Source organism: Aquabacter spiritensis (genome assembly GCF_004346185.1).
Lineage (GTDB): Bacteria > Pseudomonadota > Alphaproteobacteria > Rhizobiales > Xanthobacteraceae > Aquabacter > Aquabacter spiritensis.
Map to the genome: position 1 here is coordinate 200,200 of NZ_SMAI01000005.1, position 15,716 is coordinate 215,915.

General features: G+C 68.2%; 17 protein-coding genes. 4 read left to right on the forward strand and 13 right to left on the reverse strand.

Features of this window, described 5'->3' with window-relative positions:
- The 10 genes from EDC64_RS10430 to dapF form a co-directional block, all read right to left on the reverse strand.
- Complete coding sequence (locus EDC64_RS10430) at positions 1-1,740, reverse strand: fumarate reductase/succinate dehydrogenase flavoprotein subunit (protein ID WP_132031224.1); 1,740 nt, start codon at positions 1,738-1,740, stop codon at positions 1-3.
- Positions 1,737-2,087, reverse strand: a complete 351-nt coding sequence (locus EDC64_RS10435; RefSeq protein ID WP_245504642.1) for a DUF971 domain-containing protein — start codon at positions 2,085-2,087, stop codon at positions 1,737-1,739. Before EDC64_RS10435 ends, EDC64_RS10430 begins: the two co-directional genes overlap by 4 nt.
- A gap of 108 nt (positions 2,088-2,195) precedes the next feature.
- Entirely contained in the window at positions 2,196-2,939 is a 744-nt protein-coding gene (locus tag EDC64_RS10440) for a Crp/Fnr family transcriptional regulator (RefSeq protein WP_132031225.1), read from the reverse strand.
- Positions 2,940-3,019: 80 nt separating this feature from the next.
- A complete protein-coding gene (locus EDC64_RS10445) occupies positions 3,020-4,180 on the reverse strand; it encodes a metallophosphoesterase (protein ID WP_132031226.1) in 1,161 nt (386 codons plus the stop codon).
- A gap of 117 nt (positions 4,181-4,297) precedes the next feature.
- On the reverse strand, positions 4,298-5,239 hold the full coding sequence (locus tag EDC64_RS10450; RefSeq protein WP_132031227.1) for an ABC transporter substrate-binding protein: 942 nt from the start codon (positions 5,237-5,239) through the stop codon (positions 4,298-4,300).
- Between the two features lie 22 nt (positions 5,240-5,261).
- Positions 5,262-6,035, reverse strand: coding sequence for an ABC transporter permease (locus EDC64_RS10455; protein ID WP_132031228.1), 774 nt, complete (start codon positions 6,033-6,035; stop codon positions 5,262-5,264).
- 10 nt (positions 6,036-6,045) lie between these two features.
- Positions 6,046-6,912 carry an ABC transporter ATP-binding protein gene (locus EDC64_RS10460; protein ID WP_132031229.1) on the reverse strand — a complete coding sequence of 289 codons (867 nt, stop codon included), beginning with the start codon at positions 6,910-6,912 and terminating at the stop codon, positions 6,046-6,048.
- Between the two features lie 414 nt (positions 6,913-7,326).
- Positions 7,327-8,268 (reverse strand): signal recognition particle-docking protein FtsY, encoded by a 942-nt coding sequence (gene ftsY / locus EDC64_RS10465; protein WP_132031230.1) that lies wholly within the window; start codon positions 8,266-8,268, stop codon positions 7,327-7,329.
- A 3-nt stretch (positions 8,269-8,271) separates the two neighbouring features.
- Positions 8,272-9,564 carry a tRNA (N(6)-L-threonylcarbamoyladenosine(37)-C(2))-methylthiotransferase MtaB gene (mtaB, locus tag EDC64_RS10470; protein ID WP_132031231.1) on the reverse strand — a complete coding sequence of 431 codons (1,293 nt, stop codon included), beginning with the start codon at positions 9,562-9,564 and terminating at the stop codon, positions 8,272-8,274.
- The gene (gene dapF, locus EDC64_RS10475) at positions 9,561-10,418 is read right to left on the reverse strand and encodes a diaminopimelate epimerase (protein ID WP_132031232.1); all 858 of its coding nucleotides are present in this window, start codon (positions 10,416-10,418) and stop codon (positions 9,561-9,563) included. The genes mtaB and dapF overlap by 4 nt, the downstream gene beginning before the upstream one ends.
- A 158-nt stretch (positions 10,419-10,576) precedes the next feature.
- Here dapF and EDC64_RS10480 point away from each other — a divergent pair, with 158 nt between their 5' ends.
- The 4 genes from EDC64_RS10480 (at position 10,577) to EDC64_RS10495 (ending at position 12,975) form a co-directional block, all read left to right on the forward strand.
- Positions 10,577-11,191, forward strand: coding sequence for a GyrI-like domain-containing protein (locus tag EDC64_RS10480; protein ID WP_165933715.1), 615 nt, complete (start codon positions 10,577-10,579; stop codon positions 11,189-11,191).
- 97 nt (positions 11,192-11,288) lie between these two features.
- Positions 11,289-11,819 (forward strand): RNA 2',3'-cyclic phosphodiesterase, encoded by a 531-nt coding sequence (thpR, locus tag EDC64_RS10485; protein WP_132031234.1) that lies wholly within the window; start codon positions 11,289-11,291, stop codon positions 11,817-11,819.
- Positions 11,820-11,861: 42 nt separating this feature from the next.
- Entirely contained in the window at positions 11,862-12,635 is a 774-nt protein-coding gene (gene tam, locus EDC64_RS10490; RefSeq protein ID WP_132031235.1) for a trans-aconitate 2-methyltransferase, read from the forward strand.
- Between the two features lie 58 nt (positions 12,636-12,693).
- On the forward strand, positions 12,694-12,975 hold the full coding sequence (locus EDC64_RS10495) for a hypothetical protein (protein WP_132031236.1): 282 nt from the start codon (positions 12,694-12,696) through the stop codon (positions 12,973-12,975).
- Positions 12,976-13,043: 68 nt separating this feature from the next.
- Here EDC64_RS10495 and EDC64_RS10500 read toward each other — a convergent pair whose 3' ends face one another.
- The 3 genes from EDC64_RS10500 to EDC64_RS10510 form a co-directional block, all read right to left on the reverse strand.
- Positions 13,044-13,823, reverse strand: coding sequence for a MetQ/NlpA family ABC transporter substrate-binding protein (locus EDC64_RS10500; RefSeq protein WP_132031237.1), 780 nt, complete (start codon positions 13,821-13,823; stop codon positions 13,044-13,046).
- A 68-nt stretch (positions 13,824-13,891) separates the two neighbouring features.
- Positions 13,892-14,569, reverse strand: a complete 678-nt coding sequence (locus EDC64_RS10505) for a methionine ABC transporter permease (RefSeq protein WP_132031238.1) — start codon at positions 14,567-14,569, stop codon at positions 13,892-13,894.
- Positions 14,562-15,677 carry a methionine ABC transporter ATP-binding protein gene (locus tag EDC64_RS10510; RefSeq protein ID WP_132031239.1) on the reverse strand — a complete coding sequence of 372 codons (1,116 nt, stop codon included), beginning with the start codon at positions 15,675-15,677 and terminating at the stop codon, positions 14,562-14,564. Before EDC64_RS10510 ends, EDC64_RS10505 begins: the two co-directional genes overlap by 8 nt.
- Between the last annotated feature and the right edge of the window lie 39 nt (positions 15,678-15,716).

Below are 15,716 nucleotides of genomic sequence, written 5' to 3' on the forward strand. Positions count from 1 at the left end.
TCATTCGGCCGCGAGGGGGGCGGCGGTGCGCAGCTGATGGTAGGCGCCCATCTCCTCCTCGGGGATCGGCACCACATAGGGGTCCACATCGCGCTTCCGGTGGGCCATCTTGCCGGCCTCGTCCTTGTAGAGCAGCGTGTGGCAGAACCAGTTTTCGTTGTCGGTGGCGGGATGGTCGACCCGCCAGTGATAGAGGCCCCACCGGCTTTCGGTGCGGTAGAGCGAGGCGGCGGCCGCCATGTCGGCGCAGTCGAGGATCGACTGCAGTTCGAGCGCCCGCATCAATTCGTGCGGATCGCGCACGCAAAGGGCGGACAAATCCTCGCGCACCTCGCCGAAGCGCTCCTGTGCGATGCGGTATTTCGCGGTGACCTTCGGCGGCTGCAGATAATCGTTCACCAGGCGGCGCGTCTTGAATTCCATTTCGAACGGCGTCAGCCCGTCCTCGCGGCGGGTCGGCGCGAGAATGCGCTCCTGCTCGGCGGCGACGAAGGCCGGGTCATAGGCCGGCAGGTCGGTGGAGGCGCAATAATCCGCAGCGTCCCGCCCGGCAATGCCGCCGTTCACGAAGGCGCCCAGCATGTAATTGTGCGGCACGCTCGCCATGTCGCCGGCGGCATAGAGGCCGGCGACCGTGGTGCGGGCATTCTCGTCCACCCACACGCCGGAGGCGGAATGGCCGGAGCAGAAGCCGATCTCCGAAATGTGCATCTCCACCATGCGCTCGCGATAATTCGTGCCGCGATTCTCGTGGAACCGGCCGCGCGAGGGCCGCTCGTTGGAGTGCAGGATGGTTTCGATCTCGGAGATGGTCTCCTCGGCGAGATGCGTCATGTTGAGGAAGACCGGACCGTTGCCGCTCTGAAGTTCCGAGAAGAACTCCTTCATCATCTGGCCCGACCAATAGTCGCATTCGATAAAGCGCTCGCCCTTGTTGTTGGCGGTATAGCCGCCGAACGGGCCGGTCACATAGGCACAAGCCGGGCCGTTATAATCCTTGATCAGCGGATTGATTTGGTAGCATTCGAGGTTCGCGAGCCCGGCCCCGGCATGATAGGCCATGGCATAGCCGTCGCCGCAATTCGCCGGATTCTCGTAGGTGCCGAACAGATAGCCCGAGGCGGGCAGGCCGAGCCGGCCGGCCGCGCCGCAGGCGAGCACCACCGATTTCGCCCGCACCACCAGGAATTCGCTGGTCCGCGTATTGACGCCCATCGCCCCGGCCACCTGCCCGTCCGGGCCGGTCAGAAGCCGCGTCGCCATGTAGCGATTGGTGATCATCACCTGGAGCCGGCGCAATTGGCGGTAGAGCGCCTTCTTGACATGGTGGCCCTCCGGCATGGGCAGCACATAGGTCCCCATATGGTGGACCTTGCGGACATTGTATTCGCCGGAGCCGTCCTTCTCGAACTTCACCCCGATCGAATCCAGATACTGGATCATCGGATAGGAGCCGGTGGCGTAGGCCATCACGGCTTTCTGGTGGACGATCCCGTCATTGGCGACGGTGATCTCCTTCACATATTGCTCGGGGGTCGCATAACCGGGGATCACCGCATTGTTGAGCCCGTCCATACCCATGGAGACCGCGCCGGAGCGCTTCACATTGGCCTTCTCCATCAGCACGACCTTGAGGCCGGGATTCTTCTCCTTGGCCTTGATCGCGGCCATGGGCCCGCCGGTCCCGCCGCCGATGACGAGGATGTCGCAGTCGACGATGTCGGTCTTGATGTCGCTCATGGGGTGGTCTCCGCAAGATCGGCGTCGGCCAGAGCGCGCAAATAGCTGAACGGGTAGATGCCGCGCTCGTGGCCGTCGGAAAAGAACAGGTTGAGGGCATAGTCGGCGACCGGCGCGACGCCGGTCACGGCGATGCCGGGGAAGCGCGCGGGAAACCGGCTCTCGGCCCGTGCCCGCGTGCACCAGGCGCACCGGCAGGCGGCCCGCAGCCGTTCCGCGCCGAAGGCGCGGGCGCCGGCGCCGTCCCAGGTGAGGAGGAGCGCGTCGCGCGCCGCATTGAGCCGGATTTCGTCCGGAACCGCAGCGGGATCGAAGAGGGAGGCGGTCGCCTCTGAAGGGGCCATCATGGGACCGATTGGACACCCGCACGCCCCGGCTCGATAGCAACTAGTTGCTGACCTTGGTCTTATTCCAAGCAGGCGCGGACCCTGCGGAATTCCTGCGACGAGCGGCCTTCAGCCCTTGTCCGCCCGCAGCGCGTCGAGGTCCCGGATCAGCATCTTGCCGCGTCGCGCCTCGATGATCCCGGCCGATTGCAGCCGCTTCAACCCGGCCGTCACCCATTGCCGGCTGGCGCCGACCATATGGGCGATTTCCTCCTGGGTGATGGTGAGCGAAATCTCGGTGCCGTCGGCGCCGGGGGTGCCGTACATCTCCGCGAGGTGCACGAGCAGCCGCGCCACCCGTTCGCTGGCGGAGCGCGTCCCGAGCATCTGCGCCATGGCGGCGTAGCAGCGCCCCTTGAAGGCCATCGCGTCGATCAGGCCGAGCGCGAGATTGGGGATGCGCCCGCACAAGATGCGCAGCGCCGGGCTCGGCAGGAAGATCAGGCTGGTGTCGCGCACCGCGATCGCGGACCACATATTGGCATTCTGCCCGAACACGTCGGGGCCGCCGATGAAATGGCCGGCGAACCAATAGGCGCGGGTGATCTCGCGGCCGGAGGGCGCGACGAAGAACACCCGCACCCCGCCGGAGCGGATGAAAAAGATGCCCTGCTGCGTCTCCCCCTGGCGGAACACCATGGCATGGCGCCGCGCCAGGCGCGGGGTACAGTGCGCGAGCACCTGGGTCTGCTCGCTCTCCGAGAGGCGAGCGAAGACCGAAGACTTGCGCTCGCTCAGATCCTCGCTGTCGGAGAGGATCAGCATGCGTTGCCGGTCGGGCGCGGCCGGGGCCGGGACGGACTGCGGCATCATGGGCGACCTGCCTGGCGATGGAGCTTGGTCATTCCCGGATGGCTAGCAAGTTCCGCGCCACGGCCCGCGGTCTGCCCCGCCTAGCGCGCCCGGAATGGCCGGTTCAGCTCCAGCACCCGCTCGGACGGCGCGTACCAGCCCTGGGGCGCATGGCTGTCGTCGTGGAGATAGCAGCGCACCCGCACCAAAGGCGAGCCGTCGGTGAAGGTGAAGTGCCGGCTCATCGGCGGGCAGGTGACGAAGGAATGGTATTTCGAGAGCTGCGCGCAATTGACGAAATTCGTGCCCCAGCGGCGCTCGACATGGCTGCGCCCGCTCACCACGTCGTCGGGAAAGGTGTGGGTGTGGCCACCGAGCCAGATGTCGACCGCACCCGGATGCGCCGCGAGATAATGCTCGAACTTCTGCGCCTTGGGCGTATCGTCGACGAAATAGAGATAGGACGCGCCCTCCGGCACCCCGTCGACGCCGTGATAGCGCCCGTGCCGGTAACGCCCGTCCGGATAGCGCGACAATCCCTCGAAATCGCCCGATGCGACCGTGGTCTCGCGCAGCATGTGGTGGTGGCAGCTGATGACGATGTCGCCGTCCGCCGCCGCCACCTGGGCCTGCCACCAATCCCAGGTCTCCCCCGTGACCGCCCCCGCCGGGGAACCGCCGCCGAACTCCTGCCGCCCCACGGGATAGGGCAGATCGTTGCGGTCGCTCATCATCAGGAAGCGGATATTGCCGACTTTGAAGCTGTAGCGGTCCCATTCGCCTTCGATCGGATAGGGGCGCTTGGCCTTGTCGACGCCCGAGGTCTCGGGAAACTCGCCCAGCGGGTCGACATAGGTGCGGAACCACCAATTGGCCGGCTTGCCCGCGCTCGACGGCGCCGCGCCGGGCGAGGCATCGTGATTGCCGGCGACCGGATAGATCTGCTCGCGGCGATGCCGCGTCAGCGCGCCATATTGGCGGACCACTTCGACGCCTTGCGCATCGTCCGGCAGGTCCCAGCGCCCGGCATTGTCGCCGAGATCGAGCGCGACGTCCCAGCGGAACGGCGGACCGCCCAATTCGCCGCCCTCCTCCGACTGGCGCAAAGCGGTGGCGAGGCTTTCCGGATAACCCGCGGGGGGCGTGAAGGCCATGCCGTTGCGGATCGCGTCGGAGACGCATTTGTCGGTGGCGACATGGGCGTCGGAGAAGACCCAGAGATGGAACGTCTCGGCGACGGAGGCGGACGCGTCGTGTGTCATGGTCGGGTTCCGGGGAGGGGTGCGGGTGCAAGGGGCCGTCTCCCGGCCCGTCGGCCGGAAGCGTTTGAAGAGGCGGGCGGGGACATCGAAGCGGCGATCAGGCGCCGGCGAAGCGGATCAGCGAAAGAGCTGACCGAAATCCACCTTGGATCTGATCATCTTGTAGTCGTAGGCGTCGGTCGCCCATTTTTCGATCAGCGCGCGGGACGCCGGCGTCACCTGGATGTCGATGTCGGAGAGCGACTTGGCCGCGTAGTTGGGATCGTCCTTGGAGACCTCCATGACGATCTCCGGCGCGATGCGCAGGGACGCGCCGAACCAGGTCGCGGCCTGTTCGTGATGCTGTGAGATGTAGAAGATCGCGCTGCGCAAAGCGGCGAGATACTTCTCCAGCGCCTTGGGATTGTCCTGGATATATTTGCTCTTCACGATCGAGACGAAGCGGAAGGGCCAGGTGTGGAGGATCCGCGCGCCGGACTGCTGCTGCAGCCGCAGCACCTGGGGCTGGCGGATCACCACCGCGTCGACCGAAGCATTGGCCAAGGCCGTGACGAGTTCGGACGGCGCGATATTGATCAGGGACACCTTATCGGCGAGGCCGGTTTCCTTCAGCCAGACCAGGGTATCGAGATGGGAATCCGAGCCGAACGAGACGCCGACCTTGCGCCCGGCGAGGGCCGCAGGCGCCGTGACGGGGCTGTCCTTGGCGACCATCAGGGAATGGCTGGACTGGCCGAGCATTGCGACGATCTTCACGTCGCCGGGCAGTTTGGCGGCGTAGGACGTCACCGGCATCAGGCTCGTCACCACGGCGTCGATCGAGCCGGCGGCCAGCGCCTCCATCATCGGCGGGCCGTATTGGAACGCCGCGAAGGTGGCGTCGAGCCCGGCTTCCTTGGCGATCCCCGCTTTCTCCATCGTCACGACGATCTGCCCGTTCATCCCGCTCGGAAAGGCGATGCGGATCGGGTCGTCCGCGGCCGCCGCGGGCCCGGTGCCGAAGGAGAGACAGAGGGCGGCGAGAACGGCCGCACGGCAAAGCTGGACTGGCTTGATCATCTGCGCCTCCGGGGAATGAGTGTCAGGGGTGCTTCCAGGGCACCAGAACGCGTTTCTCGAGCACTTCCAGGCCGATCGACATCACCGCGCCGAGCACGCCGATGACGCACATGCCGACCAGGACGAGGCCCGTCTCCAGCGCGAGGCGGTTGGCCTGGATCATGTAGCCGAGCCCCGAATGGGCCGCGATCAGCTCCGCCGTCACCACCGCCATCCAGGACTGGCCGAGCCCGATCCTGAGGCCGGTGGCGATCATCGGCATGGCGGACGGCAGATAGATGCGCACGAACAGCGCGCGCGGCCCCGCGCCGAGCGACCGGGCGGCATGGACGTGCTCGGGGCGGACCGAATGCCCGCCGGCATAGGAATTGATGAAGATCGGGAAGAAGGCCGCGAGGGCGGTGATGAAATAGCTCGGCGGATCGCCGATCCCGAACCAGAGGATCGCGATCGGGATCCAGGCGATCGGCGGGATCGGCCGCAGGAAGGTGACGATCGGCGACAGCAGCAGGCCGACCGGGCGGGAGAACGCCATCAGGAGCGCGAGCGGCACCGCCAGGACGGCCGCGATCGCGAACCCGCCCAGCACCCGCTTCATCGAGGCGGCGACGTCGGAAATCAGCGTCCCGTCCTCGAGCAGGGTGACCAATCCCTGCACCACCGCGGCCGGTTCGGGCAGCAGGACGGCATTGGCCATGCGGAAGGCGGCGAAGGTCCACAGGCCGAGGAACAGCGCGATGCCGGCAATCGCCCATCCCCATTTCTGGATCTGCTCGGGCCCGGGGAGGAAACGCATCGCGGCCCCCTCAATGCCCATTGTCGGGGCGAAACACTTTGAGCGTCTCCTCACGGATCAGCTCGAAGATTTCGCCGCGATAATGGTTGAACAGCTCCGATTTGATGAGCGCGGCATCGCGGGGACGCGGCAGATCGATGCGCACCTCGCGCTTGATGCCGCCCGGCTGGGTCTTCATCACCACGACCCGGTCGGCCAGGAAGATCGCCTCGTCGATGTCATGGGTGACGAACACCACCGTGGTGTGGAATTGCGACCAGATCTTCAGCAGCTCTTCCTGCATGATGGAGCGGGTCTGCGCGTCCAGCGCGCCGAACGGTTCGTCCATCAGAAGGACCGGGGGATAGGTGGCGAGGGCGCGGGCGATGCCGACGCGCTGCTGCATGCCGCCGGACAGGCTCGCCGGCCACGCACGGGCATGCTTGTCGAGCCCGACCAGCGACAGGAAGGTGCGGGCGGTCGACAGCGGGTCGCCATGGCCCAGCATGCGCGGGCCGAAGGCGACATTCTCGATCACGGTCATCCAGGGGAACAGCGAATGCTGCTGAAAGACGATGCCGCATCCCGGATTGGGCCCCTTGACCGGGGCGCCGTCGATGGTCAGCGTGCCGGAGGTCGGCTTGATGATGCCGGCGATCAGATTGAGCAACGTCGACTTGCCGCAGCCGGACGGCCCGAGCAGCGCCAGGAATTCGCCGGGGCGCACGTCGATGTCGAGGCTTTCGAGCGCGGTCACGGGGCCGGAGCGCGCCGCGAAGGTCATGGCGAGGCCGCGCCCCTCGATGCGGCCCTGCCCGTCGGGCCGCCGCTCCGTCGCCGCCACGGGGCTCCCGCCGACCGCCCGCTCGCGCGGCTGCCTGAAGGCCAAGATGCTCATTCTCAGCTCCCTCCGGCCGCGAAGAGTCGCGCCGGCAAAAGGAGGATCACCCGCATCTTGCAGCGCACAAAGCAAGATCGGAATTGGAATGACAAATAATTGCAGAACGGGGTGCCGGCGCCGCGGCGAGACCGGAAGGCGCGCCTAAAAAGCAATAAATTCAATATCTTATAGAAAAGACGCCGGCGCGGGCGCCCCGGCGCCGCCGCGTCCCAAGCCGCCGCCGAATGCCCTGCATCGCAGCGGCCCGGCCGGCGCGCCCGCCTTTACCCGCGCGCGTCAGCGGCGGCGCGGCGCACGCGCGCGGATCGGCCGACCCCGATGCGATGACCGAGACGATCGGGGAATCAGTCTCTCATTCCTTGGCGGAGAACGTTTTCCGACCGAACGGAGATGCCGGGCGATCGGCGCGCTCTAAGCCAGTCCCGCGATCGCGCGGGCGAAGTCGCGGGCGGCGAAGGGCTGGAGGTCGTCCTGCCCCTCGCCCACGCCGACGAGATGGATCGGCAGACGGTGCTTCTCGGCGATCGCCACCAGGATGCCGCCGCGCGCGGTGCCGTCGAGCTTGGTCATGACGAGGCCGGTCACGCCGGCCACCTTGGTGAACACTTCGACCTGGGACAGCGCGTTCTGGCCCACGGTGGCATCGAGCACCAGGAGGACCGCGTGCGGCGCGCCGGGCTGGAGCTTCTTCACCACGCGCACCACCTTCTCCAGCTCGGCCATCAGCTCGGTGCGGTTCTGCAGCCGGCCCGCCGTGTCGATGAGGAGCACGTCGGCGCCCTCGGCGCGCGCCTGGGTGATGGCGTCGTGCGCCACCCCCGCCGCATCCGAGCCGGGCGGCCGGGCGATCACGGCGGCGCCGGTCCGCGCACCCCAGACCTTCAATTGCTCGATCGCGGCGGCGCGGAACGTGTCGCCGGCCGCCAGCATCACCTTCAGCCCCTCGGCGCGCCATTGCGACGCCAGCTTGCCGATGGTCGTCGTCTTGCCCGATCCGTTGACCCCGACCATGAGGAGAATGAAAGGTTTTTGGCTGCGATCCACGATGAGGGGCGTCGCAACCGGCGCGAGGATGGTCTCGACCTCGTCGGCGATCAGCCCCCGCACGTCCTCGGGCGCGATCATCTTGTCGTGCCGGCCCTTGCCGACCTTCTCGACGATCCGCGCCGCGACCGGGCCGCCGAGATCGGCGCGGATCAGGAGGTCTTCGAGGTCCTCCAGCGTGGCGGTGTCGAGCTTGCGCTTGGTGACGAGGTCGGTGATGCCCTGGGTCAGGCTGCTCGCGGTGCGGGAGAGCCCGCTGGCGAGCCGGCTCCAGAAGCCCTTCTTTCCGCTGTCCTGGGTGTCGCTCATGGGTCAGGCCGCAATCAGGCGCGCGCCGTCATGGCCGGCGATGCGCGCTTCGAGAAGGGTGCCGGGGGCCGCCGCACGGGCGAGACGAACCGGGGTGAAATGCTCGGTGCGCCCGCCGCCGCCGATCTCGACCAGGATCGAGCGGCGGGCGCCGACCGCCCCGCTGAGATGGCGCTGCAGCGCCTGCGCGCCTTTGTCCCGCAGTCGCCGGGCGCGGTCCTTCACCACCTCGCGCGGCACCTGCGGCATGCGCGCGGCGGGTGTTCCCGCACGGGGCGAAAAGGGGAAAGCGTGGACGAAGGCGAGGCCGCACGCCTCCACCAGATCGAGCGTATTGCGGAACATGGCCTCGGTCTCGGTCGGAAAGCCGGCGATGAGATCGGCGCCGAACACCAGATCGGGCCGCAGCCGCCGCATCTCGTCGACCAGACGGAGCGCGTCGGCGCGGGCATGGCGGCGCTTCATGCGCTTCAGGATCATGTCGTCGCCGGCCTGGAGGGAGAGGTGCAGATGCGGCATCAGCCGCGGCTCCTCGGCCAGCGCGCGCATCAGCTCGGCATCGATCTCGACGGTGTCGATCGAGGACAGGCGCAGGCGCTTCAGGTCCGGCACGTGGCGCAGAATGGCGCGCACCAGCCGGCCGAGCGTCGGCGCGCCGGGCAGGTCCGCGCCATAGGAGGTGAGATCGACCCCGGTGAGAACCGCCTCGGCATGGCCGGTTTCGACCAGACGGCGGATCTGCGCCACGATTTCGCCCATCGGCACCGACCGGGAGGGACCGCGGCCATAGGGAATGATGCAGAAGGTGCAGCGATGGTCGCAGCCGGTCTGGACCTGGACGAAGGCGCGGGTGTGCCGGTCGAAGCCATCCACCATATGGAGCGCCGTCTCGCGCACCGCCATGATGTCGTCGACCGCGACCTTCGCCTCGTCGCCGAGGCCGAAATCGAGCACCCGGCGGGCGGCATCCCAGGTTTCGGGCGCGGCCTTCGCCCCATTGCCGACGACACGATCGACCTCGGGCATGGCCGCGAACGCGCCGGGCTCGGTCTGGGCCGCGCAGCCGGTGACGATGATGCGCGCTTCGGGCCGCTCGCGCCGCACCCGGCGGATGGCCTGGCGCGCCTGACGCACGGCCTCCTGCGTCACGGCGCAGGAATTGACGATGACCGCGCGCTCGAGCCCCGCCGCACCGGCGGCGCGGCGCATCTGCGCGGAATCCAGGACATTGAGCCGGCAGCCGAACGTGATGATCTCGAACGGCTCCGTCGCCTCGGGCGGCGCGGCGGCGGTCATGCGGCGTCCGCGAGCATGGCGGGCGTGAGGACGCCGGAGAAGTCGTGCGCGACCGGCCCCGTCATCACCACATGGCCGTCGGCCTCCCGCCACGCGATGGTGAGGTCGCCGCCCGGCAGCGTGACCCGGACCCGGCGCCCGGCGCGGCCGGTGCGCGCGGCGGCGACCGCGGTCGCGCAGGCCGCGGTGCCGCAGGCGCGGGTGCGCCCGGCGCCGCGCTCCCAGACATGGAGCAGAATATGGTCCGGCGCCAGCATCTCGGCGAAGGAGATATTGGCCCGCTCGGGAAACAGCGGGTCATGTTCCAGCGCCGCGCCCGTCGCCGCGACGTCGACCGCATCGGCCATCGGCACGAAGAAGACGGCATGGGGATTGCCCATGCTCACGAAGCTTGCCGGCCCGAGGAGGTCGTATCCCGGCATGCGCACCGCCTCGGTGGCGCCGACATCGGACGCGAGCGGAATTTCGCGCCAGCCGAAATGAGGAACTCCCATGTCGACACTGACGCTGCCGTCGGGATGGACGGTGCAATCGAGCCGGCCGGCGGCACTCTCGAACACCGGGTGCATGTCGCCGGTGCGCGCCGCCTCCAGCGCCGCGATGCAGCGCGTGCCGTTGCCGCAGGCGCCCGATTCCGAGCCGTCGGAATTGAGGATGCGAACAGAGGCGGCGGCCTCCCCACCACGCGGCGGATAGAGCAGCATCGCCTGATCGAAGGGCAGGACACCCGGCCGCGCCAAGGCCCGGGCGGCGGCGGGCGTCACCTCCGCCGGGTCGTCGCGCAGGTCGAGCACCAGGATCTCGTTGCCGAGCCCGTTCATCTTCACGAAGTGGCGACCCGCAAGACTCGGCATAGAACCCGACCATCCTCCGAAGGCACCATCTTGGGAACCGGCGCCCGCAGCCTTATATGGCGGTCGTGGGTTCGCGCGCCACCCCCCGCCCCGGCTGGTATGCGCCTCGCACGAAGCTTGATAAGGATAAAAGGGGCCTGCGGACGAAAGACGAAAAGATGACCTTCGGCGATCGGGTTCGCGGAATCGCAATCGCACTGTTCACCGGCTGCCTCCTGGCCGTGACCCCGGCGGCGGGCGCCCCGAGCGCCCCCGGCGGGCCGGGCACGGCACCGCTCGCGCAGGCGCCCAATGGGCCGCAGCATCTGGATGCGGTGATGGGGCAGGAGGCGGTGCTCAACCCGATGCCGATCCTCACCAAGACCGGCACGGCGAGCTGGGCGGAAGGCTTCGACGCGCTGGTCGCGGCGCTCAAGGACATTACCGCCGAAATGGACCGGCTCGGCCTGAAGCGCGCCGGAGACGCCATGGTCGCCTATACGGCGAGCGACGAAGCCGGCTTCGATTACGAGGCGCAGATCCCGTTTTCCGGCGCCACCACGGAAAAGCCCGCCAACGGCGTCGGCCTCGGTGCCTCCTATAGCGGGCGGGTGCTGAAATTCGGCCATGTCGGATCGTTCGCCGACATGGACAACACCTATGAGGCGATCGCCAATTATCTCGATGCCCGCAACATCGAGGCGCAGGACCTCTATATCGAGCGCTATCTCACCGATCCCGTCACCGCCCCGCCGGAGAGCCTGGAAGTGGAGATCTTCGTCCCCTTGCGCTGACCCCCGCTTTTCAGCGGCGCGCGAATCTTCTTCATTAGGATGGCCAGTCGTTTGGGGCGGCCATATCTGGACGTCCCGGCGTGCGATGGAGGCGCCCGTGCCGCGACTCTTCACAGCGATCGAGATCCCGGCGCAGGTCGGCACCACCTTGTCCATGCTGCGGGGCGGCCTGACCGGGGCGCGCTGGATCGATCCGGAAAACTACCACCTCACCTTGCGCTTCGTCGGCGACGTGGACGACGTCCTCGCCCGCGAAGTGATGTACATGCTCGGCCAGGTGCGCCGCCGGGCCTTCGACCTCGCGCTCGACGGGCTCGACCAGTTCGGCGGCCACAAGCCGCGCTCGGTGTTCGCGGCGGTGAAGTCCAGTCCCGCGCTCATGGAGCTGCGCGCCGAGCAGGAGCGCATCATGCAGCGCCTCGGCCTCTCGCCCGACCGGACCTACAAGCCCCACGTCACCCTCGCCCGGCTGCGGGACGCGTCGAGCCGTCAGGTCGCGGATTATCTCGCGACGCGGGGCTATTATCGCAGCCCGGCCTTCCACGTGCCGCGCTTCGTGCTGTTCTCCTCGCGCGATTCGGTCGGCGGGGGGCCCTATCTGGTCGAGGCGGCCTATCCCCTTTCGTAACCGACCGTCCCGCCTTAAACACAGGCGGGACGGGAGGGAACCATGGCTGAGGATTGGAGCGCCGCGCAATATCTGAAATTCGAGGATGAGCGCACGCGCCCCTCGCGCGATCTGCTGGCGCAGGTGCCGCTGGCGCAAGCGGGGCTGTGCATCGACCTCGGCTGTGGGCCGGGCAATTCGACCGAGCTTGTCGCGGCACGGTTTCCCGCGGCCGAGGTCCGCGGCATCGACACCTCCCCGGACATGCTCACAGCCGCCCGCAAACGTCTGCCCACCCTCGCTTTCCAGGCCGGCGACGTGCGCACCTTCACGTTGGAGCGACCGGCCGATTTGATCTTCGCGAACGCCGTCCTGCAATGGGTGCCGGACCACGAGGCGCTGTTTCCCCGCCTGATGTCGCAGCTCGCGCCGGGCGGCTATCTCGCGGTCCAGATGCCGGACAATCTCGACCAGCCCTCCCATGCCGAGATGCGTGCGGCGGCGGGCGACGGCGCGTGGTCCGCCAAGCTCGCCGAAGCGATGGGGATGCGCGAGCGCCTGCTCTCGGTCGAGGCCTATTACGACCTCCTCGCGCCGCACGCCGCGCGGGTCGAGATCTGGCACACCATTTATCGCCATCCCCTCGCCGGAACGTCCGCGATCGTCGAATGGCTGAAGAGCACGGGGCTGCGCCCCTTCCTCGACCCCCTCGACGCGCCGGAGCGGGCAGCCTATCTCTCGGCCTATGAGGCGCGGCTCGCCCGCCACTACACGACGCGGGCGGACGGCAAGGTCCTGCTCGCCTTTCCGCGCCTGTTCATCCTGGCGCGGCGGTGACCGGGCGATCCGCCCTGCGGAAACAGGCGCGCCCTTCGCGCGGAACGAGGATTGACGCATGACCGACATGACCAGCGACCGCGCGCCTTTGCCGACGGCCGAACTCCTCGTCGCGCTCGACCCGGCGGTCGCGATCGTGCTGCTCGATCTGCTCGGCCGGCTGGAGGATCCCGGCCGCGCGGCCTTGGCCGAGCCGCTCGACCATCCGGCCGAGCGGGCGGCGCTCTGGGTGTTCCGCTCCGCGCTGGAACTGGCGGTCGGAGAGATCGTCACCGAGGATTACGATGGAGCGCTCGCCGCGGCGCGCACCGCCGTGGTCGCGCAGCTCGAAGGCAAATAACGCTGGTCCTCGGTCGAGAGCGTTACCGATCACAGCGCGATGCGATGTGATCGGTACGTCCAGCGGGCTCACCAGCTCGACAGAACCGCCCCCTTATAGGTCGTGTCGATGAAGGCCTTCACCTCGGGGCTGCGATAGCTCTCCACCAGGATCGCGACGAAGGGCTTGTCCTTGTCCACCGCCCGCACCGCGATGACGTTGACGTAAGGCCCCTTCGGATCCTCGCGCAGGATCGGATCCTTCACCGGATCGAGCCCCGCCTCCTTGGCATAATTGGTGTTGATGCCGGCGGCCGCGACGTCCGGCAGCGACCGGGGAAGCTGCGCCGCGTCGATCTCGACGATCTTCAGCTTCTTCGGATTGTCCGTGATGTCCGCGACCGAGGGCTTGAAGCCGACGCCGTCCCGCAGCTTGAGATAGCCCTTGTCGCGCAACAGCAGGAGGACGCGCCCGCCATTGGTCGGATCGTTCGGGATCGCCACCGTGGCGCCGGCCGGCAGATCGTCGAAGCTCTTGTACTTCTTCGAATAGATGCCGATCGGGAAATTCACCGTGGTGCCGACCGAGACGATCTTGAAGCCGCGATCCGCCACCTGATTGTCGAGATAGGGCTGGTGCTGGAACGAATTGGCCTGGATTTCCCCGGCCGCCAGCGCGGTGTTGGGCACCACGTAATCGGAGAATTCGACGATCTGGATGTCGAGGCCCTTCTTGGCCGCGATGGGCTTCACGGCTTCGAGGATCTGGGCATGCGGCCCGGGCGTCACGCCGACCTTGATGGTCTCTGCCGACGCGGCGCTGGCGAGGAGGGCGATGGTCGCGCCGGCGAGAAGGGTGCGCAAAAGCATGGGAAGGCTCCTTCGAGAGTGTTCGAGGGTCTGGCGTTGGTCGGGAAGCGGGGAGCGGCGGCGCGCGGTCAGGTGCGGCGGTTGCGCTTGTCGAGGCGGCGGGCGAGCAGGTCGCCGGTGCTCTGAACCGCCTGAACCAGCAGGATCAGCACCACCACCACCGCCGCCATCACTTCGGGCATGAAGCGCTGATAGCCGAAGCGGATGCCGAGATCGCCGAGCCCACCGCCGCCGACCGCGCCGACCATGGCGGAATAGCCGATGAGGCTGACCACGGCGAGGGTGAGGGCGAGCGTGATGGCGGGCAGCGCCTCGGGCAGCAGCACCTTGCGCACGATCTGGAGCGGGCTCGCTCCCATCGCGCGGGCGGCCTCGACCAGGCCCTGATCGACCTCGCGCACCGCCGCCTCGATCAGCCGGGCGATGAAGGGGGCGGCGGCGACCGTCAGGGGCACGATGGCGGCCTCGGTGCCGATCGAGGTCCCGGCGATGAGCCGGGTGAAAGGGATGATCGCCACCACCAGAATGATGAAGGGCGTGGAGCGCGCGGCATTCACCACGAGCCCGAGCGCCTGGTTGAGCCAGGGCGCGGCGAACAATTCGCCCGACCGGCTGGTGGCGAGGAACACGCCCAGCGGCAGGCCGATCACGGTGCCGATCAGGGCGGCCACGAACACCATGTAGAGCGTCGCCTGGGTCGCCGCGATCAGCAGGTCGACCATCGAAGGGGTGAGGAAATCAAACATAGCCCAGCACCTCCGCCGAAAGGTGAAGCGAGGCGAGTGCCGCGAGCAGCGCGGTGACCGTCGCGGGCGTCCCCGGCACACCGACGACGATCACGCCGAACGGCGTTCCGGCGATCTCGTCCACCTGCGCCTGGATGATGTTCACCTCCACCCGCAGCAGCCGCCCGATGCGCGAAAGGACGGGCTCGGTGGCATTGGCGCCGGTGAAGACGATGCGCACCAGGGCCTGCGCGCCCGGCCCGGCCTCCGGCTTCAGGCGCGCCGCGACATAGGGCGGCAAGGCGGAGCCCGTCACGGCCGAAACGAAGGCGCGGGTGGTGGGGTGCTGCGGCCGGGCGAACAGCGCAAAGGTCGGCCCCTCCTCGACGATCCGCCCGCCCTCCAGCACCGCGACGCGGTCCGCCACCGCTTTGATCACCCCCATTTCGTGGGTGATCAGCAAAACGGTCAGGTTCAGCTCGGCATTCACCTTGCGCAGCAGAGCGAGGATCTGGTCCGTGGTCTCCGGATCGAGCGCCGAGGTCGCCTCGTCGGACAGGAGAACGCGGGGGCGCGTGGCGAGGGCGCGGGCGATGCCGACCCGCTGCTTCTGGCCACCGGAGAGTTCCGCGGGATAGCGGTCGCGTTTGTCGGCGAGACCGACGAGATCCAGCAGCGGCTCGACCCGCGCGCGGATCTCGCGGCCCGGGACACCGGCGATTTCCAGTGGCAGCGCCACGTTCTCGAATGCGGTGCGGCGCGCGAGCAGATTGAAATGCTGGAAGATCATGCCGATGGAGCGGCGCGCGCGGCGCAGACCGCCTTCGTCCAGCGCCGTCACTTCGGTGCCGTCGACGAAGATGCGCCCGCCGGTCGGCGTCTCGAGGCCGTTCACCAGCCGGATCAAGGTCGACTTGCCGGCGCCCGAGCGGCCGATGACGCCGAGAACGGCGCCCTCCGGCACGGCGAGATCGACATCGCGCAGCGCGGCGACTTCCGGGGTTCCGCGGCGCGCGGGAAAGATCTTTTCCACATGCGCGAAGCGGATGACGGGGTCGGTCACGGCTGGATCCCTCGCGGCGGCGGATGCGGCCGAGGCGAGGATAGGAAACGGGGCGTTCACGGTCATCTCCGGCTTTCGTCGGCGACCCCCGTTCGTCAGGGCGAA

What these genes read in the sequence shown, in the direction of transcription:
- EDC64_RS10430 (WP_132031224.1), bottom strand. Translation starts at nt 1,740, where the DNA reads ATGAGCGACATCAAGACCGACATCGTCGACTGCGACATCCTCGTCATC.
- EDC64_RS10435 (WP_245504642.1), bottom strand. Translation starts at nt 2,087, where the DNA reads ATGATGGCCCCTTCAGAGGCGACCGCCTCCCTCTTCGATCCCGCTGCG.
- EDC64_RS10440 (WP_132031225.1), bottom strand. Translation starts at nt 2,939, where the DNA reads ATGATGCCGCAGTCCGTCCCGGCCCCGGCCGCGCCCGACCGGCAACGC.
- EDC64_RS10445 (WP_132031226.1), bottom strand. Translation starts at nt 4,180, where the DNA reads ATGACACACGACGCGTCCGCCTCCGTCGCCGAGACGTTCCATCTCTGG.
- EDC64_RS10450 (WP_132031227.1), bottom strand. Translation starts at nt 5,239, where the DNA reads ATGATCAAGCCAGTCCAGCTTTGCCGTGCGGCCGTTCTCGCCGCCCTC.
- EDC64_RS10455 (WP_132031228.1), bottom strand. Translation starts at nt 6,035, where the DNA reads ATGCGTTTCCTCCCCGGGCCCGAGCAGATCCAGAAATGGGGATGGGCG.
- EDC64_RS10460 (WP_132031229.1), bottom strand. Translation starts at nt 6,912, where the DNA reads ATGAGCATCTTGGCCTTCAGGCAGCCGCGCGAGCGGGCGGTCGGCGGG.
- ftsY (WP_132031230.1), bottom strand. Translation starts at nt 8,268, where the DNA reads ATGAGCGACACCCAGGACAGCGGAAAGAAGGGCTTCTGGAGCCGGCTC.
- mtaB (WP_132031231.1), bottom strand. Translation starts at nt 9,564, where the DNA reads ATGACCGCCGCCGCGCCGCCCGAGGCGACGGAGCCGTTCGAGATCATC.
- dapF (WP_132031232.1), bottom strand. Translation starts at nt 10,418, where the DNA reads ATGCCGAGTCTTGCGGGTCGCCACTTCGTGAAGATGAACGGGCTCGGC.
- EDC64_RS10480 (WP_165933715.1), top strand. Translation starts at nt 10,577, where the DNA reads ATGACCTTCGGCGATCGGGTTCGCGGAATCGCAATCGCACTGTTCACC.
- tam (WP_132031235.1), top strand. Translation starts at nt 11,862, where the DNA reads ATGGCTGAGGATTGGAGCGCCGCGCAATATCTGAAATTCGAGGATGAG.
- EDC64_RS10495 (WP_132031236.1), top strand. Translation starts at nt 12,694, where the DNA reads ATGACCGACATGACCAGCGACCGCGCGCCTTTGCCGACGGCCGAACTC.
- EDC64_RS10500 (WP_132031237.1), bottom strand. Translation starts at nt 13,823, where the DNA reads ATGCTTTTGCGCACCCTTCTCGCCGGCGCGACCATCGCCCTCCTCGCC.
- EDC64_RS10505 (WP_132031238.1), bottom strand. Translation starts at nt 14,569, where the DNA reads ATGTTTGATTTCCTCACCCCTTCGATGGTCGACCTGCTGATCGCGGCG.
- EDC64_RS10510 (WP_132031239.1), bottom strand. Translation starts at nt 15,677, where the DNA reads ATGACCGTGAACGCCCCGTTTCCTATCCTCGCCTCGGCCGCATCCGCC.